This is a genomic window from Breznakia sp. PF5-3, from assembly GCF_029504745.1.
GTDB lineage: Bacteria > Bacillota_I > Bacilli_A > Erysipelotrichales > Erysipelotrichaceae > Breznakia.
Genome location: NZ_JAQFIQ010000015.1, coordinates 1 through 21,408 on the forward strand (window position 1 = coordinate 1; position 21,408 = coordinate 21,408).

The 21,408-nt window shown below is 32.7% G+C and carries 19 protein-coding genes; 15 read left to right on the forward strand and 4 right to left on the reverse strand.

Features of this window, described 5'->3' with window-relative positions; translation table 11 throughout:
• The 3 genes from M2475_RS05000 to M2475_RS05010 all read left to right on the forward strand — a co-directional run.
• On the forward strand, positions 1-527 hold a 527-nt coding region (locus tag M2475_RS05000; protein WP_277490015.1), incomplete at its 5' end, for an IS1595 family transposase.
• Positions 528-998: 471 nt separating this feature from the next.
• A complete protein-coding gene (locus M2475_RS05005) occupies positions 999-2,528 on the forward strand; it encodes an RDD family protein (protein ID WP_277490017.1) in 1,530 nt (509 codons plus the stop codon).
• Between the two features lie 126 nt (positions 2,529-2,654).
• Positions 2,655-4,127: an NlpC/P60 family protein gene (locus M2475_RS05010; protein WP_277490018.1), complete on the forward strand. Its 1,473-nt coding sequence runs from the start codon at positions 2,655-2,657 to the stop codon at positions 4,125-4,127.
• A 110-nt stretch (positions 4,128-4,237) separates the two neighbouring features.
• Here M2475_RS05010 and M2475_RS05015 read toward each other — a convergent pair whose 3' ends face one another.
• Positions 4,238-5,404: an aminotransferase class I/II-fold pyridoxal phosphate-dependent enzyme gene (locus M2475_RS05015; protein WP_277490019.1), complete on the reverse strand. Its 1,167-nt coding sequence runs from the start codon at positions 5,402-5,404 to the stop codon at positions 4,238-4,240.
• Complete coding sequence (locus tag M2475_RS05020) at positions 5,404-5,892, reverse strand: Lrp/AsnC family transcriptional regulator (protein ID WP_277490021.1); 489 nt, start codon at positions 5,890-5,892, stop codon at positions 5,404-5,406. The genes M2475_RS05015 and M2475_RS05020 overlap by 1 nt, the downstream gene beginning before the upstream one ends.
• A gap of 116 nt (positions 5,893-6,008) precedes the next feature.
• Here M2475_RS05020 and M2475_RS05025 point away from each other — a divergent pair, with 116 nt between their 5' ends.
• Complete coding sequence (locus tag M2475_RS05025) at positions 6,009-7,160, forward strand: helicase-related protein (protein ID WP_277490068.1); 1,152 nt, start codon at positions 6,009-6,011, stop codon at positions 7,158-7,160.
• Entirely contained in the window at positions 7,150-7,770 is a 621-nt protein-coding gene (locus tag M2475_RS05030) for a phosphoribosyltransferase (RefSeq protein WP_277490022.1), read from the forward strand. Before M2475_RS05025 ends, M2475_RS05030 begins: the two co-directional genes overlap by 11 nt.
• Positions 7,771-7,805: 35 nt before the next feature.
• Here M2475_RS05030 and M2475_RS05035 read toward each other — a convergent pair whose 3' ends face one another.
• Positions 7,806-8,657, reverse strand: a complete 852-nt coding sequence (locus M2475_RS05035; RefSeq protein ID WP_277490023.1) for a mechanosensitive ion channel domain-containing protein — start codon at positions 8,655-8,657, stop codon at positions 7,806-7,808.
• Positions 8,658-8,838: 181 nt separating this feature from the next.
• Between M2475_RS05035 and M2475_RS05040 the strand changes: the two genes are divergently transcribed.
• The 10 genes from M2475_RS05040 (at position 8,839) to M2475_RS05085 (ending at position 19,318) form a co-directional block, all read left to right on the forward strand.
• The gene (locus M2475_RS05040; protein WP_277490024.1) at positions 8,839-9,039 is read left to right on the forward strand and encodes a cold shock domain-containing protein; all 201 of its coding nucleotides are present in this window, start codon (positions 8,839-8,841) and stop codon (positions 9,037-9,039) included.
• Positions 9,040-9,141: 102 nt separating this feature from the next.
• Complete coding sequence (secA, locus tag M2475_RS05045) at positions 9,142-11,478, forward strand: preprotein translocase subunit SecA (RefSeq protein WP_277490069.1); 2,337 nt, start codon at positions 9,142-9,144, stop codon at positions 11,476-11,478.
• A 1-nt stretch (position 11,479) separates the two neighbouring features.
• Positions 11,480-12,581, forward strand: a protein-coding gene (prfB, locus tag M2475_RS05050; RefSeq protein WP_277490025.1) for a peptide chain release factor 2 whose coding sequence is annotated in 2 segments (ribosomal slippage) — positions 11,480-11,548 and positions 11,550-12,581 — 1,101 coding nt in all. Because the reading frame shifts where the segments join, the coding sequence is not laid out codon by codon here.
• A 7-nt stretch (positions 12,582-12,588) separates the two neighbouring features.
• Positions 12,589-13,467, forward strand: a complete 879-nt coding sequence (locus M2475_RS05055; RefSeq protein ID WP_277490027.1) for a YitT family protein — start codon at positions 12,589-12,591, stop codon at positions 13,465-13,467.
• On the forward strand, positions 13,457-14,713 hold the full coding sequence (locus M2475_RS05060) for an aminoacyltransferase (RefSeq protein WP_277490028.1): 1,257 nt from the start codon (positions 13,457-13,459) through the stop codon (positions 14,711-14,713). The genes M2475_RS05055 and M2475_RS05060 overlap by 11 nt, the downstream gene beginning before the upstream one ends.
• Before the next feature lie 132 nt (positions 14,714-14,845).
• Positions 14,846-15,535, forward strand: a complete 690-nt coding sequence (ftsE, locus tag M2475_RS05065; RefSeq protein WP_277490029.1) for a cell division ATP-binding protein FtsE — start codon at positions 14,846-14,848, stop codon at positions 15,533-15,535.
• Entirely contained in the window at positions 15,528-16,430 is a 903-nt protein-coding gene (gene ftsX / locus M2475_RS05070; protein ID WP_277490030.1) for a permease-like cell division protein FtsX, read from the forward strand. Before ftsE ends, ftsX begins: the two co-directional genes overlap by 8 nt.
• A gap of 80 nt (positions 16,431-16,510) precedes the next feature.
• Positions 16,511-18,589, forward strand: coding sequence for a type I pullulanase (gene pulA / locus M2475_RS05075; RefSeq protein WP_277490032.1), 2,079 nt, complete (start codon positions 16,511-16,513; stop codon positions 18,587-18,589).
• Positions 18,586-18,945: a DUF4234 domain-containing protein gene (locus tag M2475_RS05080; RefSeq protein ID WP_277490033.1), complete on the forward strand. Its 360-nt coding sequence runs from the start codon at positions 18,586-18,588 to the stop codon at positions 18,943-18,945. The genes pulA and M2475_RS05080 overlap by 4 nt, the downstream gene beginning before the upstream one ends.
• 31 nt (positions 18,946-18,976) lie before the next feature.
• Positions 18,977-19,318, forward strand: coding sequence for a DUF2752 domain-containing protein (locus M2475_RS05085; RefSeq protein ID WP_277490034.1), 342 nt, complete (start codon positions 18,977-18,979; stop codon positions 19,316-19,318).
• An 18-nt stretch (positions 19,319-19,336) separates the two neighbouring features.
• On the opposite strand, the gene M2475_RS05090 is transcribed toward M2475_RS05085, so the two are convergent.
• Positions 19,337-21,382, reverse strand: coding sequence for an alpha-amylase family glycosyl hydrolase (locus M2475_RS05090; protein ID WP_277490036.1), 2,046 nt, complete (start codon positions 21,380-21,382; stop codon positions 19,337-19,339).
• Between the last annotated feature and the right edge of the window lie 26 nt (positions 21,383-21,408).

The following is a 21,408-nucleotide window of genomic DNA, read 5'->3' on the forward strand; positions in this document are numbered from 1 at the left end:
TAAAAAGAAAGGCTCGCAAACGTGGCGGGCCTTCAAGATTTAGAGGATTATCTCATGAACAAGTATGTATCGTCACCACAACAGATAGAAATGGCCATGAGATATATAAAGTAGTTGGATTTGGTAAACCAACTACTAATAGTATACTAGAAAACTTCAATGGAATGCTAGTAGAAAAATCAATTGTATATACAGATGGAGCATTCTGCTATGATCAATTAGTAGAAAAGCATAAATGTAGGTTAGTTCAACTAAAGACATATACAGCATATAACCAAGTTGAACATTTAAATACATTGAACAGTGTTCATTCACTTATAAAAACACAATTAGCAGTATTTCGAGGTGTGGCAACAAAATATATGAATCGTTATATGAGTTTATTTGTATTTATTCGTAGATTTTTAGATATGGATGATAACGAAAAACTTCCACTTATACTGAGGAAGTTCAAAGTCTTACATTTTAACATTTCAAGACAAACCTTAAAGAAGCTCAATTTATTACCTGTTTGTAACGTTTTTTAATACTTTAGGTATTCCTTAGTTGAATTAAGCGTATTTGTTTTAAAATGAATTTAAATATAATATAAGAGTCGTTCTTTGAAGAACGGCTTTTTATTAATCAGGTTTTACACTGGTTTTATACATGCTATAATAGGTTAAGAATGGAGTGTACCATAATTGAAAAAACTATTTATTTGTGAGTCTTGCAAACAACCTGTGCCAAGTAAAGGGATTCGTGGATTTTCGCATATTACTTGCCCACACTGCAAAAGTGAATATGAATTATCAAGTATGTCGTTAAAGTACTATGCACTGTTTCCTTTCTTTGCTGTGGGAATAAGTGTTTTCTTAAGTATTCAGTTTATTAAGACAAATGATATTTTTCTAAAAGGGTTGTTTATTTTTTCAATATCATATATGATTTATTACCTATTATGTATTATAATGATACACATACATAGACTTCAATATGTAAAGCGTTAGGAGGTTTCTATGGCCGATAATTTAGAGCAAAAGAAAAAAAGGTTTCGTGGGAAGTTAAAAAACAGATCTTTAGAATATAATCGTTATGGACGTTACTTAGTGAAAGATTTCGATTTTAAAACATTGATTTTACGGTTTTTGGGACAATGTGGAGATATCATTCTAATGTTGTTGCCAATGTGGCTTTGGCTAATTTTATTTTTATTAGCTGCTAGTGGATTGATTAAAATTGAACTTTTTTATGCATCGACGTTTGTAATAGGTATTTTAATCTTGCTTTTTGTGGTTATAGGAAATACTTATTTATCAGTGCTTTTTAGAGGTCAGTCTTTTGGGAAATTGGCATTGCGAATGAAGGTTGTAGATGAAGATAACGGAGAATTGGATCGTAATACTATAATTATTCGTGAAGCAGTGGGAAAAGAAATTCCACTTATTTTGTTGTATATTTTCTTTGGTGTATTAGGAGTGTTAGGGTTCTTATGCTTAAATGGACTTGTTGTATTAATCGATAGAAAACATCGAAGTATTATTGATATATTATTGAAAACCAAAGTAGTGGTTTTGAGTGAAAAAGGGCGTAAACCAGTTGAAGAAAAAGTAAAAGAACAAACGATTGAAGTTCCTAAAACGGAGAATAAAATTGATTTACATATTGTTTCTTCTTTCTCCCATGATGGAGAGTATGGAGTTGAAGATTTATTTCAAAAGGCACAAAAGGCAGGATTACAGACGGTATCAATATGTGATCACAATAGTGTGAAAGCAAATTTGATTGCCAAACGAGCTGCACCACTCTATAACATAAACTATGTTCCTGGAATTAATATAGATTGTAACTATAATGGTAAACATGTTCGTTTGTTGGGATACTATATAAATTCTAATGATCAACGTTTTGCAACAATTGAATATGAGAATCTAGCTAAAGAGAAAGCAGTTTCAATGCGTCGTATTCAATTGTTTGAAGAATTTACAGGAATTATGATTAATAGTGATAATTTAGTTAAGCATAGCCGTTTCCAAGTAATTTCTCCAGCACTTATAGCACGCTACGTATTAACGAATGTAGAAAATAGAAATGAGAAAATATTACAACCGTATTTAAAAGGAAATAAACGAGATCAACCGATTAAACATTTTGTTCAAGATTTCTTTGCCGAAGGAAAGCCAGCCTATGTTCCAATCGTACATCCAACATTGAAAGATATGATTGCTGCGATAAAGGCAGCTGGTGGAGTATGTGTATTGGCACATCCGATGTATTCTTTCCATAAAGACATAGGATTGATTGAAGAAGTTATAAAAGAAAACAGGGATGGATTAAGTGGGATTGAAGTATTTAATCCACGTCATACATTAGCGGATGAAAAGCAACTATTAGAGTTGGCGAAGAAATATCATTTGGATATTACAGCAGGAAGTGAATACCACGGAGAAAATAAAAAAACTTTTGCCTTGGGCCAAACAACTTGTCCTGTAGATGTGGAAGTGGTTATTCAGAACTTTGTAGATAAGTATAAAACACACAGTGCATAATGTGTGTTTTATTTTGACGTTCAAAGAAAATTGAAGTAAATATGTGAAACTTTGGGATAAGGTTGAGGCATAAAGTCTAATATGCTAAAATAAATATTGCAAATGTAAAATCAAAGGAGTGAGAAAATGGATTCTGAGAAAAAATTCATAGATCTAGTCAATGATTTTAAAAACAAAGGGATAAATAAAATCAATGATATTATGAAATATCTAAGTATTAAGTTAACAAAGGGAACTGAAGTTTTAATAAAAATTTCAAAAGCATGTTTAATTAAAGCAATGGTTGGCTATAAAGTTGCAGAACCAATCTTCATAAGTATAGCAAATGCTTGTCGAGTAAAAGCGGCTGTAGCTTATAAAGAACTTGAACCAGTAGTTATTAGAGCTGCAAAAAACTTTGCAACTGTAATGGAAACTGGAGCAAGAAATATTGTAAGTCGTGTGGAAGAAAGATTTGGGAAGATACATTTCGACTTCCGTCACTTTGTAATGACAAGTGGTGTAGCAGTAGTTGTATTTGCATTGACATTCACTGTAACGGGTATGAATCGTTCAAAAGTAAGTGCTGCTGTATTAGAACCACAAGAAGTGGAAACTTACAATGAGGAAGTAATTAATATCAACTATGGTGATGACAGTGCAATTGTAGATGTTGTGAAAGACATCTTGGCAGATGACACAGGAAATGTGAATGAAGCAAAAGCTGTTACATTAAATGATGGTAGCTTAGGTTATGAAATTGGTAACTATATTGTAGAAGTTGACCAAGAACCTACAAGAGAATTGAAAAAAGATGAAATTACCATCAAGGCTCAAACAAAAGAAACATATGAAGCTGATGAATTCGGGAAAGTAGAAGTTACAGATCCTGAAGTAGCTAGTGAAAAAGTAGATGGAGCAGTATATACATATAAGTTAGATGTACAATATGTAGATACACAAGCACCAGCAGTGATGTTGAAAACAAATGAAGTAAAAATTGAAGATGTAGATAACTTTAATCCAAAGAAGTTTGTAAGTTCAATTGTAGATAACTATGATGGAGAAATTGCAAACTACACAATCGATGGAGAAGTAGAAATCAAAGACGAAGACAGATGGGAACCAGGTGAATATACATTAGTATATAAAGCAAAGGACTCAAATGGAAACGTTGGAGAAGCAAAATTAAAAGTTATTGTTAAAGAAACAAAAGACGAAGATGAAGATGAAAGTGTAGAATCTTCTGATAGCGATACTGAAGAAGAAGTAAAAGAAGAAGCACCAGCAAGTACATATGGTAACGCAATTGCAGATGCTGCTATGGCACAGTTAGGTGTTTACCAAGATTGTACAATGTTAGTAACAAATTCATTAGCAGCTGTAGGAATTTATCACCATGGCTGGCCAGTAAGTTACTTATCATTGGGTACAGTTGTATCGGCAGCTGAAGCACAACCTGGAGATATCATCTACTATGCAGATGGTGGAACAGGAATGGCTCATGTGGCAGTATATATTGGTGGAGGACAAGCAGTTCATGGTGGATGGCTTGGAAACCAAACCGTTGTATACTCAGCTTACGTTGGATCAGGACCAGTATTTATTCGAGTACAATAATTTATAAGTCAACACATAGTGTTGGCTTTTTTATTGTTTTCATATGAAAACCCCGTTATTGGTTTTACCAATTAACGGGGTTATTTTAAATGATGTATTCTTTATGTAGCTTATTTTCGTTTGTTTAAAAAATTTTCAATGCGGTCCAATGCAATTTTGATTTCATCGATACTGTAAGCATAGGAAACCCGAATGAATCCTTCACCAGCTTCACCGAATGCAGTTCCTGGCACACAAGCAACTTTCTGATCTTTTAATAGTTCCTCACAAAACTGCTCAGAAGTAAGTCCTGTGGAACGAATATCAGGGAAAATATAGAAAGCACCTTTAGGCATGTGTGTATTTAATCCTAATTTATTAAATCCTTCAACAATAAAATTTCTACGGCCTTTATAAGCTATTCGCATTTCTTCTACGTTATTTTCACCACTTTTAAATCCTTCAATTGCTGCATATTGTGACATAATTGGAGCACACATAATTGTATATTGATGAATTTTAGTGATGGCTTGGATAAAGGTTTTGTTACCTAGTATATAACCTAAACGCCATCCCGTCATTGCAAAGGCTTTACTACAACCACTAATAATAATAACTTGTTCCTTGATTTCATCAAAACATGCTAAGGAAGTATGTTTTCCCTCATATATTAAATCAGCATAAATTTCATCACTGATAACAATCAATTCATGTTCTTTGATGATAGGAACCAGTTCTGCATAGTCTTGCTTGCTCATTGTTCCACCAGTAGGGTTAGAAGGATAATTTAATAGAATTGCTTTGGTTTTATCACTGATACAAGATAATAGCATTTCTTTTGTAATCTTAAATTCATGTTCACTTGTCAATTCCAAATGTTTACATACACCGCCAGCTAAAATGACAGCGGGTTCATAAGCTACATAACTTGGCATTGGAACAATTACCTCATCACCTGGATTTAAGATTGCTCGAAAACAAGTATCAATAGCTTCACTTCCACCAACGGTGACCAGAGCTTCATTTTGTGGGTCATAGGTTAGTCCAAAACGACGTTCTTGATATTTACAGATTTCTTCTCTTAGTTCCAAAAGACCAGCATTTTCTGTGTAAGTAGTCTTGCCTGTTTCAATTGCATAAATGGCAGCTTCACGGATATGCCATGGAGTATCAAAGTCAGGTTCTCCAACACCTAGTGATATTGCCCCCTCTACTTGCTTGGCAACATCAAAAAATTTTCGTATCCCACTTGGTTTAATTGTATTTACTAACGTACTTAATTTTTTTGAATTGTCCATTATGGTGTAATCAATAACCTTTCATTTGGTTTTTCTTCTTCACACATAATGACTCCATTATATTTGTACGTTTGTAAAACAAAGAGGGTTGAAGTGGATGTAACACCATCAATACATGCAAGTTTAGTGGCAATAAAATTTGCAATTTCTTTCATTGTTTTTCCATGTACAGTAAGGATAAAATCACTTTTACCACTTGTCAGATACATGGATTCCACTTCTGGGTAATTGTATATCTTTCTAGCAATTGCATCATATCCACTATCTCTTTGTGGGATAGCATCCACATAAATGATAGAAGTTACTTTTTCATTATGTGTTTTATCCCAATTGATAATAGTGTGATAGCCACAAATTATTTTATCTTTCTCAAAGGCGGCGAGTTTATCCAAAACTTCTTTTTCATCAGTTTGTAAAATTACAGCCAAATCTTTTGTCTCATATCTAGCATTGGTTTCTAAAAAACTTAATAATTCCATATCGTTCATAATTTCGCCTCCATTTTTTTGTTTATATTGTACCGCTTTGTGAAAGAATAGTAAATCTTTTTCTTATACAAGAGTTGTTAGGAAATGATATTGAAAAGTTGAATATAAGAATGGTGATGGTTTTGGAGTGTAAAAGATGTGGCGCAAGAGATAAACAATATTTTTATACCTTTAAACAACAGACATATTGTCGACGATGTATTCAATTTGGGAAAATGAATATAGGCGAAGAGGTGAAAGCACAAAAACTTTCACAGAAATCATTAAACGTACAGTATACACTCGCATATGATCTGACAACAGAACAAGAAAAAATTGTACATTTAATTAGAAAAAACCGAAAAGAACAACAGAAGATATTAATTTATGCAGCGTGTGGTGCAGGGAAAACAGAAATCACAATGGAAAGTATTGAAACATATTTATGTGAAGGGAAGAAAGTTGGTTATGCAATTGCAAGACGACAGGTTGTATTGGAAATTGCTGAGCGCTTTCGTCAGGCTTTTCCTAATATAAAAGTAACGCAGGTTTGTGCAGGATATACAAGTGAAATTGATGGTGATATTATCGTCTGTACAATGCATCAATTATATCGTTATCCAAAAGTATTTGATTTGTTGATTTTAGATGAGATAGATGCTTTTCCATATGCTGGCAATCCTTTGTTGGAAAGAATTGCTGAGCAAGCGTGTAGAGGAGAGATGTTATTGCTTACAGCAACACCGGATCAAAAATTGAAGCAGCAAGTGCAACAAAAAGAGATTCTTCAATTTACGTTGTTTAAAAGACCACATGGATATCCATTAGTTGAGCCAAAGGTAAAAGTAAGACCAACTACATTTCAGTATTTTAGTATGTTTTTGGTTTTATGGAAATTTAGAAAACAAAAATGGATTGTATTTGTTCCTACGATACGATTGGCTAAGGGGTTATATATGCTTTTTAAACATGCTGTAAAATGTAATTATATTACCTCAAAAACGTTGAATAACGAGAAAACGATGTTAGATTTTAAAGATGGTAGGTATAATCTTTTGATTGCTACCACAATTTTAGAAAGGGGAATTACAATTAGCGGGGTAAATGTTTTAATCTTACATGGGGAACATATTGTGTATCAGGAATCGAGTTTGATTCAAATGGTAGGGCGTGTAGGACGTAAGATAGAAGCACCGACTGGATATGCATATATTTTGTCAACAAAGCGCACAAAGGCAATTCGTGCATGTGTGAAAACAATTAGAGAGATGAATCAGCATGAAGGATAAATGTTTACTTTGCTTTGGAGATATTCAAAACGGTTTGACACTATATGAGTATGTTATGAAGCAAGACTGCATTTGTGGAACATGTAGAAAACAATTTGAACTTTGTAATCAAATAGTTAAAATAGGAGAAATTGAAGTATACGCACTTTATTTTTATAATGATTTTTTTGAAAATAGTATGTTTAATTATAAAGAAAATCATGATGTAGTGTTAGCAAAAATATTTTTGTTTCCTCACCTTAAACGCTTGAAAAAGATGTATGAGGATTATGTTTTTGTTTTTGCACCATCCAGTAAAGGGAAAGAAGAGGAAAGAGGCTTTTCTAGTTTACCACTGTTATTTGCTGATCTTAAAGTTGAAAAGCAATACTTGTTTGAAAAAACAAAAGAATATAAGCAATCATCACAACCTTATCAAAAACGATATCAGGTTAAAGATATCATTGTTCGTAATAAGCATATGCTTCCAACAAAAAAAATATTATTAGTTGATGATATGTGTACGAGTGGGGCTACATTAAAACGGATGTATGAACTTGTAAAAAATCACGAGTTTGAAGTTGCATTGCTTACCATTGGAATTAATAAAAAACTAACTACTTTGCAATAAAAAACATGGAGTTTTTACGTTTTTACTTCCATGTTTTATTTTTTTATAAATGTTTGATTGTGAGGAATCTCAATTCCTTCTTTATCAAAACGTTTTTTTATAGTAAAACGCAAGTCAGATAGCATTTCAAATCCTTTGAAACTATTGGCTGAATTAATTGTACATCTTAGCATCATTCCAATTTGTCCAAAATCAATGCAACGAACAACAACAGGTTTTACATTTTGTTGTTTCTCTTGAGGAGTTCGTACATCGATAAAATCTGGATGTTTCTCGCATTCTTCCTCAATAATTTTTACTGCTAAATCAATGTCGGATGAATAAGCGACAGGAATTGAAAAGTAATTACCTTTGGTCGAATCAACTAAATTGGCATTTTCAATGGTTGCTTTGCTTATTTCGTTGTTAGGGACAATAATTCGGTTGCTTTCGTAAGTGCGAATAATTGTATGTCTCAGTGTAATTTCTTCCACAAAACCAATGAGTTGCTCTCCATTGATTTTGATTAGGTCGCCAACAATAAATGGTTTTGATATTACAACCATGATTCCACTTACTAAGTTACCAATCGTATCTTGTGCTGCTACTCCAACAATTAAAGCGATAATTCCAGAACTGGCAATTAATGCAGTAGCGATTCCTTCAAACATTTTAAATCGTGATAAAAGTGATAATACCAAAACGATAATCATCAAACCACGAATAATATTTAGTATACTTTGTCGGTTTTCAATGGTTTTGCTTTTCATAAATCTCTCTAATACTTTATATATAGCATAGAGGATGAGTGTTAAAATTGTAATTGTAATGATGGAACCAACGAGCCCGTCATATAGAACAGATTCTCCAAATGAGAAAATGGTTTCTTCGCTTATTGTGTTATTCATAATAGTCACCTTCTACAAAAGTATTATACTACAACTTATTAAATAGACAAGGAATAGGATGGAACAAAAAGCTTTAAAACGTATATTAAGTCGGCAAAAAGTTGCCTTTTCTAAGAAATAATAGTAAAATATGTTTATGTAGTATAGTTATTGCATAGAAAGGTCATAGGTTTATAGTTTAATGCAAGGAAAAGTGAAAATGTTTAACCCTGAAAAGGGTTATGGTTTCATCACTATTGAAGATGGTAGTGACGTTTTCTTCCACTATTCTCAGTTAATGATGGAAGGATTCAAAACAATCGAAGCAGATACTGAGGTTGAATTTGAAGTAATTGAAACTGACCGTGGATTACAAGCGCAAGATATCAAACCAGCCGCTTAATTCACAAATAAGAGTAAGAAAAAATCTTACTCTTATTTTTTTGTTTTTCTCAAACAAATGCGTTATAATGTTGTATGGTATATTATATTACCTGGAGGTACGATAATGGGTATATTAAATAAGCTATTTAATGGAGAAACAAAGCGTTTATCAAAGCTTGAAAAAGTTGCATCTGAGGTAGAATCATTAGCTACTCAAATGGAGAGTTTGAGCGATGAGGCTTTAAAAGATAAAACAACGGAATTTAAGGATCGTTATCAAGCTGGTGAGACGCTTGATGATTTGATGGTAGAAGCTTTTGCTACTTCACGTGAAGCAGCACGCAGAGTAATTGGTGAGTATCCTTACCCTGTGCAAATTATGGGGGCAGCAGTAATGCATGGTGGAGATATTGCCGAAATGAAAACAGGTGAAGGTAAAACCCTTACATCTACAATGGCTGTGTATCTTAATGCATTAGCTGGTGAAGGAGTCCATGTAGTTACAGTAAATGAATACTTGGCATCACGTGATGCGGAGTGGATGGGACAAATTTATCAATTTTTAGGATTAAGTGTGGGTGTTAACATGAGAGCATTGACAGCTTCTGAAAAAAGAGAAGCATATAATTGTGATATCATGTATACAACAAACTCAGAATTGGGGTTTGATTATCTTCGTGATAACATGGTTACAGATAAGAAAGATCGTGTTATGCGTGGATTGAAAACAGCACTTGTCGATGAGGTCGATTCTATTTTGGTCGATGAATCAAGAACACCACTTATTATTTCAGGTGGAGCTAAAAAGACTGCAAACTTATATCAGACAGCAGATCGTTTTGCGAAATCATTAAAACCTAGTGATTATGAAGTAGATGTGAAAACGCGTCAAGTTAGTTTAAATGAGAGCGGAGTTGCAAGAGCAGAACGTTCTTATAAAGTAAAAAATTTATATGATGTAGAACATACACAATTGGTGCATCATATTACAATGGCATTGCGAGCAAATTACATTATGCAAAAAGATGTTGAATATGTGGTAAGTGAAGGTGAGATTGTTATCGTTGACCAATTTACGGGACGTTTGATGAAAGGACGTGCATATTCAGATGGGTTGCATCAAGCGATTGAAGCCAAAGAAGGCGTTGAAATCAAGGAAGAAACAGCTACATTAGCTACAATTACATACCAAAATTTCTTCCGTCTTTATGACAAATTGGCAGGTATGACAGGAACAGCGAAAACAGAGGAAGAGGAATTCTTATCAATTTATAATATGTATGTTGTAGAAATTCCTACCAATCGTCCAGTTGTTAGAACCGATTATCCTGATGCAATATTTTCATCCCCAGAATACAAATATTTAGCACTTATTGAAGAAGTTAAAATGTTACATGAAAAAGGACAACCAGTACTTGTTGGTACAATTTCGGTTGAAGTATCAGAATTGCTTTCGAAAATGATGAAAAAAGAACGTATTAAACATGAAGTGTTAAATGCGAAAAATCATGAACGAGAAGCAGATATTATTAAAAAGGCTGGGCAAGTAGGTGCTGTTACAATTGCAACGAACATGGCTGGTCGTGGGACCGATATTAAATTGTCAGATGAATCAAGAGTACTTGGTGGTTTGGCTGTATTAGGTAGTGAACGTCATGAGTCAAGACGTATTGATAATCAGTTGCGTGGACGTTCAGGGCGTCAAGGAGACCCAGGGTTTTCTAGATTCTATGTATCATTAAAAGATAGTTTAATGGTTCGTTTTGGTAAAGAAGGCTTACTGGATAGTGCATTTGCGTCACTTGAAGGCGAAGCAATTGAATCAAAAATGGTTACTAAAGCAATCGGAAATGCTCAAAAACGAGTAGAGGGACAAAACTTTGATATTCGTAAACAATTGCTTGAATATGATGATGTATTACGTCAACAACGTGAAATTATTTATGATTTAAGAAATCATATTCTTGAAAATGAAAATGTGCATGATATCGTGAAAGATATGTTTACAAAAGTTACAGAAAATGTAGTAAATGCAAACATTGATAACAATGGTGATGTTGACGCAGTTTCATTGGTAAAAGGGTTTGATGTTCTTGGATTTGAAGAAGGTAGTGTCAACACAGGCTTGTTTGATGGAAAATCAGTAGATGAAGTGAAAGAAGCAGCTTTCGATTATGCATGGAATTTCTATGATTCTAAATTGGATGGGATTATGGATCAATATGCGAAGTTTGAACGTAATGTAGTACTTCGTACCATTGACCGCAACTGGATTGAACATATTGATACAATGAGTAAATTGCGTGATGGTATTCATTTACGTAGCTATGCACAAGGAAATCCTTTACAACAGTATGTAGAAGAAGGATTTGAAATGTTTGATGATATGACACAAAACATAGCTAGAGAAATCGTATTTTTTGCGATTAAGATAAAAATCGAAAGAAAAGAGGCCTAATATGGAGTTGTATGAGATAAAAGCTCATTTACAAACATATCGTGAGAAGCTAAAACAGCTTGGTGATTCACTTTGACTTAGCTGCGAAAAGTCAAAGAATTGAGATACTTGAAAAAGAACAGTTAGCAGAAGGATTCTGGGATAATTATAAAAAAGCACAGAATGTGGTTCGTGAACTGAAGATTTTAAAAGATTATGTACAAAGCTATGAACATTTAAAAACATCTTTTCAGGAGTTAGAAGATGTTTATGAAATGTTGAAAGTAGATGCAGATGATGAAATGCAGATAATCTTAGAAGAAGATTTTAAACAATTTGAAAAAGAAATGGAGGATTTTGAAATAAAAGTCCTTCTTTCTAATGAATATGACCAATCTAATTGTGTTTTAGAACTTCACCCAGGAGCTGGTGGAACGGAGTCATGTGATTGGTGTGAAATGCTTTATCGAATGTATACAAAATATGCAGAAAATAAAGGTTTTAAAGTTACTGTATTAGATTATCTTCCAGGAGAAGTAGCTGGAATAAAATCGGTTACTGTGTTAGTGGAAGGTGAAATGGCATACGGGTATTTAAAAGGTGAAAAGGGTGTCCATCGTTTGGTGAGAATATCACCTTTTGATTCAGGTGGCAGAAGACATACATCATTTGCCTCTGTGGATGTAATTCCTGAATTTAATGATGATGTGGAAATTGACTTAGAAGATAAAGATTTAGAGATTGATACAATGCGTTCTAGTGGAGCTGGAGGGCAACATGTCAATAAAACGGATTCTGCTGTGCGGATTACGCATATTCCAACAGGGATTAGTGTAAAATGTCAAAGTGGTCGTAGTCAACACGATAATAAAGAACAAGCAATGTTACTTTTAAAAAGTAAATTGTATCAATTACAAGTAGAAGAACAGATGAAGAAGGTCGCTGAAATAAAAGGAGATCAGAAATTGATTGAATGGGGTTCACAAATTCGTTCTTATGTTTTTCAACCATATAAATTGGTAAAAGATAATCGTACAAACTATGAAACAACAGATGTACAAGGTGTAATGGATGGAAAACTAGATGATTTTATTTTTGCTTATTTAAAATCGTTAGTGAAGTAGGTGGTTTATGATAAAGAAGGATTTAGTAAAAGACTTAGGTATTGTAGTTTTAGGTAATATTATATTAGCTATTGGTGTAGCTTTCTTTTTAGTACCAAATGCAATTTTATCTGGTGGTGTTGCAGGGATTGCAATTGCAATTGAACCCATTGTTCATCTCCATCCAAATACAATGATTTATATTTTGACAATTTGTTTGTTTATCATAGGGGCAATTTTCCTAGGAAAAGGTTTTATGATTAAAACAGCATTGTCGAGTGTTTTGTATCCTACTTTTGTTTCCCTTTTTGGGGAAATGGCAGAAAAAGTTTATATCACTGATGATCCACTTTTAGCTTCTATCTATGGTGGGATTTTTATCGGTTTTGGTTTAGGTCTTGTTTTTCGAACAGGAGCATCAACAGGTGGAATGGATATTCCGCCATTGATTATTCATAAATATACACATATTCCTGTGCATACATTGGTTTTGATTGTAGATGGGCTTACGGTATTGTTAGGGATGGCAATCCATGGTATTGAGCCTGCTCTGATTGGGATTATTTCAGTATGGGTTTCATCTTATATGGTAAATAAGGCAATGATGATTGGCTTACGAGAAGCACAATCAATCATGATTATTTCTGAGAAATATGAAGAAATTCTAGATGAAATTTCTAAGAATCTTGATCGTGGTGCTACCTTGATTGATGCAAAAGGTGTTTATACAAGACAAGAGCGTCCTGTTATTATGGTCGTTATTTTTAGGAAGCAATTTCCAATTTTGAATAGAATCGTACAAGCAATTGATCCAAGTGCATTTGTAATTGTATATGATGTAAATGAAGTTCAAGGTGAAGGTTTTACATTTGATGAATTGGATAATGGAGGAAGCTATGAGATTTAGTGAACTATCAAAAACAGAGTATCGAGAATTTCAGTTGCGTCATCCATATTCAAACTTTCTAAATAGTACAGAATCTATGGATTTAGAAGAAGCTATCAATTTAAAGGTAACATATGTAGGTTTGAAGATAGATGACAAGGTTGTGTGCGCTACAGCATTAGTTAAAATGCCAGCAATGAAAAAGTTTTTTTATTATTATTCTCCTAGAGGAATGCTAGTTAATTATGAACAGATGGAGCAACTCTCTTTTTTCGCAAAAGAACTTGAGCATTATGGGAAAAAACAAGGTGCTATGTATATTGTTGTGGATCCATATGTGCTATATCAACAACGCGATATCGATGGTAATCCAGTTGCTGGAGGTTTTTACAACCAATCAGTAATTGATACTTTAGAAAAGGTAGGATTCCAACATACCGGATTTACTCGCGGTTATGGAAAGAATATGCAATATATTAGATGGATGTTTGCTTTATCTTTAAATGGGAAAACAGAAGAAGAGATATGGAAAAATTTGCATCAACAAACACGTTGGAGTATTAATAAGACTTTAAAGTATAGTATGCAAGTAAGAGAAATAGCATATGATGAGATGAATATTTTCTATGAAATTATGAAACATACTGGAGAACGTAGACACTTCGCTAATCGCGATGTAACGTTCTATCAAAAGCAATATAAAGCATATGGTGAACATCTAAAAGTGTTATTGGCATATTTGGATGTGGATAAATATTTATCGAGTATTAATATAGAATATGATAAATCTTTAAAGGATAAAGAACATGTTGAACAAGAATTGGAGAAAACGCCAAATAATAAGAAGTTTATCAAACGTAAAAAAGTGATTGATGAAGCAATACAAGTGGCAGAAAAAAGACGCAAGGAAGCATTGGAGTTACAGGAAAAACATGGAAGTATAATTCCAATGGCTGCAAGTATGTTTATGTTTTATGGAGATGAAGTAACCTATCTTACAAGTGGTTCTTATGATGAATTTAAAGGTTTTTATGCCTCTTATGCATTGCAGTGGGAAATCATTCAAAGAGCATTGAAAGAAGGCTATAAAACATATAATTTTTATGGAATCAGTGGTGAATTTGATGAGACGTCACCAGACTTTGGTGTTTATAAATTCAAACGTGGGTTTGATGGCCAAGTAGAAGAATTGATTGGTGATTTTATAATGGTAACAAAACCTATATTATATAAGGTTTATAAGACTTTGAAAAAAGGAAATATTTAAAGCATAAAGTCTATAAGATAGAGTACTATCTGGATAGACTTTTTATTTGTGAAAATGCTGTGAATTATCGATTCATCTCGTTGTGGTTTTATATAAAGTTTGTTATAATTACTTAAGTTGGGAGTGATATCAATGATTAATTTGGTTGGTGTATCAAAAATTTATGATAATGGTGTACATGCAATAAAAAATATGACTCTTCATATTGATGAAGGAGAGTTTGTTTATATAATAGGTCCGACAGGATCTGGGAAATCAACATTTATTAAATTGTTAGATGGAGAAGAAATCCCTGATGCTGGGACAGTTGAAGTGGCAGGTATTGATGTAGGAAAATTAAAATTTAAGAAAGTACCGTATTATCGTCGGAATATTGGAGTTGTATTTCAAGATTATCGGTTGTTACCAAATCTGACGATTTTTGAAAATATTGCATTCGCTTTAGAGGCAATTGGTGAAAATAAGGTAAAGATTAGAAGACGTGTAAGAGAAGTGCTAGAATTGGTTTCATTAGAAGAAAAGGCTCGTTGTTTTCCACGAGAACTTAGTGGTGGTCAACAACAAAGGGCTACAATTGGTAGAGCAATTGCAAACAAACCGAAAGTTTTGATTGCAGATGAACCAACAGGAAACCTAGATCCAGAAAAATCAAATGATATTATGCGACTTTTAGAAAAAATTAACACAGAAGAAAAAACTACGATTGTAATGGTTACTCATGATCAAAATCTAGTTGATAATTTCAAGAAAAGAACAATAGCTTTAGATGAAGGATATATTGTTGCAGATATGATGAAGGGTGGCTATATTCAGCATGATTGAGTTTTTTAAAACTTTACCAATGCACTTCAAAAGAGCATGGAACAGTGTAAGAAGAAATTTTGCCGAAACATTATCTAGTGTATTTGCTGTAACTGTAACATCAATTCTAATTGCTATTTTTGTGATTGTCGGATTTAATATTGGAGGTTTCACACAAAATGTTGAAGATAGTGTGAGAGTAGTTGCTCAAATTGATCTTTCTGTTGAAGGAGATAAAATCAAAGAGCTTCAAAAAGAAATTGAAAATCTTCCCCATGTCACAAGTGTAATTTATTCAGATAAGGAAGAACAACTTGAGAAACTTATTGATAATCCTCAAGGGGGAGAAGGGTATGTGGACTTCAGAGATGATAACCCACTTAGTGCTGTTTTCTATGTAGAACCAACGAGTGGAGACTATTTAAATCAAATTGAAACTAGAGTATCTCAGATAGACGGTATTGATAAAGTTTTTTTTGGTGGAGAGAGCGTAGCACAGATGGTTTCAGCATTTAATTCAGCTAGATTAGGTGGTGGAATATTTATAGGAGCATTGTGTTTATTAGCGATTTTCTTAATTTCAAATACAATTAAAATTAATATCCAAAATCGTAAAGAAGAAATTGCAATCATGCGAAATGTTGGTGCTAGTAATTTATTTATTAAGATGCCATTTTTGATTGAAGGGGTTATTATAGGCGCTATAGGTGCAATTATACCAATCCTTGTATCAATTTTTGGTTATGGTTTCTTATATGACTCCATGAATGGACAATTCTTTACAATCCTCTTTAAAATGTATGCACCGATGCCGTTTATTTATTTAGTTAGTTTATTTTTGCTTGCGGTTGGTATGATTGTTGGATTGATTGGAAGTTTTGTATCCGTTACAAGATATTTACGTTGGAAAAGATAATATTATGTTTGAAAAGGTTGAGGGGCACTCAGCCTTTTTTTGTGGGGATATGATACAATAAATGAAATGAAGGTGATAGTATGAGAAGAACAAGAATATTTGAGGCTTATTTAGATGATTTTAACCTTATACGCATTTATCGTAAGAAGGATACGTATGCAGAAGATAAAGCTTTCTTTTATATGGAAGATTGTGATAATAAAATGTATTCTATTCATGTTTTAAAAACATATGAACAGAATGAATATTGTTGTTTTGAGTGTTTCTTTAATGGTGATATACAATTTGGGAAACAATACGAAATTATAAATGAGCATGGAAGAAAAACATCATTAATATTTGCTGATATTGTAAAAAGTGAGCGCTTTGATCAAATGTTTTATTATAAAGGTAGTGATTTAGGATGTACATACATGGGAGAGCAGAGTGTTTTTAAAGTATGGGCACCAACCGCATATGATATGTACTTAGAAGTATATGATCACGGCGTTCAAATATTTCCTATGGAGCGTAGTGAGAATGGTGTTTATACGATTTGTGTTAAACAAGATTTAAAAAATAAAAAGTATCTATATTTGGTAAGTGTAAATGGAGAAATTCATAGAGCACTTGACCCTTATGCTAAAGCAGTGGACATTAATTCGAAACATAGCGTAGTTATAGATGTACCAAACATAAGGAGAGACTACGATCTTCCGACTTTAAAAACTTATTGTGATGCCATTATATATGAAGCGAGTGTTCGTGATTTTACATTGGGAAAAACATTTAAAAGTTTTACAGAAGAGAATAATGAAGGAACAGGCTTTTCATATGTTAAGAACTTAGGAATTACGCATATACAATTGCTTCCAACCTTTGATTTTAGTGGAGTAAATGAAAGTAATCCATCACTTATGTATAATTGGGGATACGATGTAAATCAGTGGATGGCCTTAGAAAATTCTTATAGTAGTAATCTGTTGGAACCTATACAAGGAATCTTAGATTTGCAAAACCTAGTAAATAAGTGTCACGAAGTAGGGATAAGAGTAAATTTAGATGTTGTTTATAATCATGTGTTTGAACTTGAAACATCTTGTTTACAACAGTTAGTCCCTTTCTACTATTTTCAACTACATTCTGATCACACATTTTCTAATGCAACAATGTGTGGAAATGATATTGATTCTAAACGATTGATGTGTCGCAAGTTAATTGTTGATTCTTGCATGTACTTAATAGACACCTTTAATATTGATGGATTACGATTTGATTTAATGGGGATCTTGGATATTGAAACAATGAATAAGATTGTTGCAGAAGCAAAGCTTAGAAAGTTAGATTTCATGATATATGGAGAAGGGTGGAATATGCCTTCAACTTTACCAGAAAAGGAAAGAGCAACAATTGATAACAATTGGGAAATGCCACAAGTGGCACACTTCTCAGATGTTTTTAGAGATGTTATAAAAGGGAAGCAGATTGATAAATATTTGGAATATGGATATGCATTGGGAAATACGGGGATGATTTATCAAGCTATGAATGTATTGAGTGCAAGTGTCGGTGATTTTGGATATCGTAAAGTGTTTACAACCCCAATGAATGTTATTAATTATGTAGAATGCCATGATAATATGACAAGTTGGGATCAAATCGATGCTGCGATGGATGAAACAGAGGAAGATAAGGTAAAACGTCATAAAATGCTATTAGCATTCGTATTGCTAGCACAAGGAATTCCATTTCTACAAAGTGGGCAGGAATTTTTGCGTACAAAATATGGACATAATAATACATATAATTTAGGAGATGATATCAATCACATTGATTATAATCGTAAAGATAAATATATTGATGTTGTCAATTATACAAAAGACTTAATAGCGATACGTAAACAACATATGTTATTTCGAATGAATGATGTTGATAAGATTTATCATAATATATATTATGAACATATCAGTGAAAGAGTATTATTTTATATTTTAGAAGGTAAAGACTATAAATTGCAGGTAGTTTTTAATCCAACGCGTGAAAAATACACAAAAGTTTTAGATGAAGAGTGGGAAATTATTTTCTATAATGGGAAAATAAATGGCAGAATAGTGAAAAAATTTGATATTTTTCCATTAGATGTTATAATTTTAAAGGTTAAAAAGGAGGAGACTGAATGATTCAAAAGAAAAGTATTGTAACGAGCGTTATTTTAGGAATCGTTACATGTGGAATTTATAATCTATACTGGATGAGTCAAATTACTAACAATGTTGCAGATATTAAACGCGATAATAGCTATCGTACAGGTAGTAGTGTAGTGTTATTGACAATCGTAACTTGTGGTATTTATGGGTACTATTGGGTATATGTAACAAGCCGTGATATTTTCTATCTTGAGCAAGATTATAATATGCGTACAAGTGATAATAGTGTTATCAATGTTATTTTTGCAATTTTCACTATGCAACTTGTACCGTTGGCAATTATGCAATCATCGATTAATAACTTAAGCGATGAAATTTATTCAGCTTAAAAATATTATATTTGGATGTTTGGCTATTGCATTGTTGATATTTGTAGTGGATGTGTATTGTCCATTAGAAACAATATTTGGAATACCATGTCCAGGCTGTGGAATGAGTACGGCATTGTATTATGTGCTACGCTTAGACTTTGCTACAGCGATTTATTTTCATCCAATGGTATTGGTTTGCATTTTATATTTTATGGGTATTGGAATTGTATATTTGAAATATCATACATTTCAAGTAAAGATAGTGAAGATATTTACCATAATCTTTGTAGGCTTGTTAATCATTACTTATATTTATCGAATGATTAATATATTTCCAGAATATCCAATGCTATATAATGAAGACAGTATATTAGGGAGAATAATAAAGTAGAGATGGGGAAACCCATCTCTATTTTATTTCTATTAGTTTTACTTCACCTTTTTTGAAAGGTAAAAATAAAGTATTTTGATTTTGTACAGGAGGTATTGGATTATCAGCTGTAGAATATATTTCTTTGATACTTTTTATTTGTTGTTTGGTTTTATTTGTTAATACCTCAAGGTTACTAGTATATTCATGTTCGTTATTTAAATCTGTATTTGCAACGATTAATAGAGTTTTATCTTTATTGATTAAATAAGAACCAAGAGCATAAATATCGTCACTTTGAAAACTGGCCGCAATATGTCTATTTCTTGTGGAAATCGCAACAAGATATTCCTTACGTATATCTTTTAATATTTTCAACATATTAATTAGTCTTGGATCATAATCATTATAAGTAAAATAGAATGGATCAAAAAGAGCAAGCTTATTATAGCGAGGGTCATCCTTAGGGAGATTGTAGCGTTCGCTTTCTTCGCAATCTAGTCCAAGATTCATCGGTTGTACTTCAAAGAGTTCTTGTCCAGAGTTTATAAAAGCAACGCCGTTAGGTAAGAAAAGGTTTAGTGCGCTGAGCATGATATTTAATTCTTTTTTTCCTGTTTTTGCACTTACTCGAGAAGTGTCATGAGATTCGCTTAATGCAAATACAGGACAAGCAAGATTAGGAACACGACGATAAAAGGCTTGTAGTTTTCCTTGTTGAATACGGCTTTCTTCACTGAAACCATTGCCTAAAATCATATTATATCCTTGCTTCTTCAAAGTTTTCGCATTTGAAATGTCTAACTCCTCTGCGATAAAACAAATATCAGAATCTATTTTTTTGGCTTCTTTAATAATTCCATCGACTAAAGCAAGCGGTAGGGCATGCCCCATGTCAATTCTTACACCATCAAGTCCCAATTCTTTTTGATAGAAAGGAACAATGTTTGTTAGTTTATTCCATAACTCAGTATTTATTTTTAGGCAGGGATGCATACTTGATTTAGCACTGTCAAAAAACAAATATGGAGGATGTCCTTCTTCAATATGACACATGGCTAATTCATTGTTATCTAAATACATTCTAGTGTATGTTACATCACTCCAAACGGGTTGTGGATCATTGATCCAATCTGAAAATGCAGGAGCGACAATAACTCCAAATTCTTTTTCAATAGCTTCTAATAAGTTTTCATTCGTTGCTTCGCATTGTTTTACTAAATTTGTATATTTTTCAGAATCACTCGTTTTGGGATCATAACAGAAGTGACTTAAGAATTTTTTGGTACTAGGATCTTGATATACAAGTTCCATATTTTTTTTGTTTGGTGGTACTAGTTGCTTGATATGTTTATAGTAAGGTAACTTGTAATCATCTTTGAATGCAGCATCAATCCAATAAAACCAATCAGGATTTTCTTTTATTAACGTTGAATCAATAGCAGCAGTTCTTGGGATGATATCAATGATTACTCGCATATCAAGAATATGGCAAGCTTCAAAGAATGCTTTTGCTTGTTCTAATAATGTCAATTCATCTAATAGTGGATCATACAATGTATCATCAAGAGTAAAAATGTTTCGAATCGCATAACAAGATCCGAATTCACCTTTTTTGAATTCTTTACTGTTTTCAAAAAATGGCAGTAGATAAATCGTATCAATCCCCATATCTTTTAGATAGGAAAGAATGAAAATCTGCTTTAAAAAGGTTCCACTTTCTTTAAATCCGTCATCATTACAAAGTTTTATTTGTCCATCTTGATCATGGTCATAACTACTGCTACTGCGAATCATAGATGAATAAACAAAAGCTTGCTTAATCCAATCCCCATTTTTACTTTTTATTTGTTTCAATTGTGATAAAGACTGTAGATAGTCTTTATTTGGTTTATTTTTTATAATTGCTTTTAATCCTTCTGCATAAAAAGCATAAGGATTTACATTCATTTGGTTATGTTTAAATTCCTTGTAATCCTCATAATTGAAAAAGTTAAAATTATAAGGAAGGATATAATTTTTATCCAGTTTACAATTCACTTTCTTTTTTTCTAAATTTTTAATTGCTTTTTTAATATATTTCATACGTTGCCCCTTACTACTATTATAGA

Coding starts and splice junctions, on each gene's coding strand:
- M2475_RS05005 (WP_277490017.1), top strand. CDS start 999: ATGGCCGATAATTTAGAGCAAAAGAAAAAAAGGTTTCGTGGGAAGTTA.
- M2475_RS05010 (WP_277490018.1), top strand. CDS start 2,655: ATGGATTCTGAGAAAAAATTCATAGATCTAGTCAATGATTTTAAAAAC.
- M2475_RS05015 (WP_277490019.1), bottom strand. CDS start 5,404: ATGGACAATTCAAAAAAATTAAGTACGTTAGTAAATACAATTAAACCA.
- M2475_RS05020 (WP_277490021.1), bottom strand. CDS start 5,892: ATGAACGATATGGAATTATTAAGTTTTTTAGAAACCAATGCTAGATAT.
- M2475_RS05025 (WP_277490068.1), top strand. CDS start 6,009: ATGGTTTTGGAGTGTAAAAGATGTGGCGCAAGAGATAAACAATATTTT.
- M2475_RS05030 (WP_277490022.1), top strand. CDS start 7,150: ATGAAGGATAAATGTTTACTTTGCTTTGGAGATATTCAAAACGGTTTG.
- M2475_RS05035 (WP_277490023.1), bottom strand. CDS start 8,657: ATGAATAACACAATAAGCGAAGAAACCATTTTCTCATTTGGAGAATCT.
- M2475_RS05040 (WP_277490024.1), top strand. CDS start 8,839: ATGCAAGGAAAAGTGAAAATGTTTAACCCTGAAAAGGGTTATGGTTTC.
- M2475_RS05055 (WP_277490027.1), top strand. CDS start 12,589: ATGATAAAGAAGGATTTAGTAAAAGACTTAGGTATTGTAGTTTTAGGT.
- M2475_RS05060 (WP_277490028.1), top strand. CDS start 13,457: ATGAGATTTAGTGAACTATCAAAAACAGAGTATCGAGAATTTCAGTTG.
- ftsE (WP_277490029.1), top strand. CDS start 14,846: ATGATTAATTTGGTTGGTGTATCAAAAATTTATGATAATGGTGTACAT.
- ftsX (WP_277490030.1), top strand. CDS start 15,528: ATGATTGAGTTTTTTAAAACTTTACCAATGCACTTCAAAAGAGCATGG.
- pulA (WP_277490032.1), top strand. CDS start 16,511: ATGAGAAGAACAAGAATATTTGAGGCTTATTTAGATGATTTTAACCTT.
- M2475_RS05080 (WP_277490033.1), top strand. CDS start 18,586: ATGATTCAAAAGAAAAGTATTGTAACGAGCGTTATTTTAGGAATCGTT.
- M2475_RS05090 (WP_277490036.1), bottom strand. CDS start 21,382: ATGAAATATATTAAAAAAGCAATTAAAAATTTAGAAAAAAAGAAAGTG.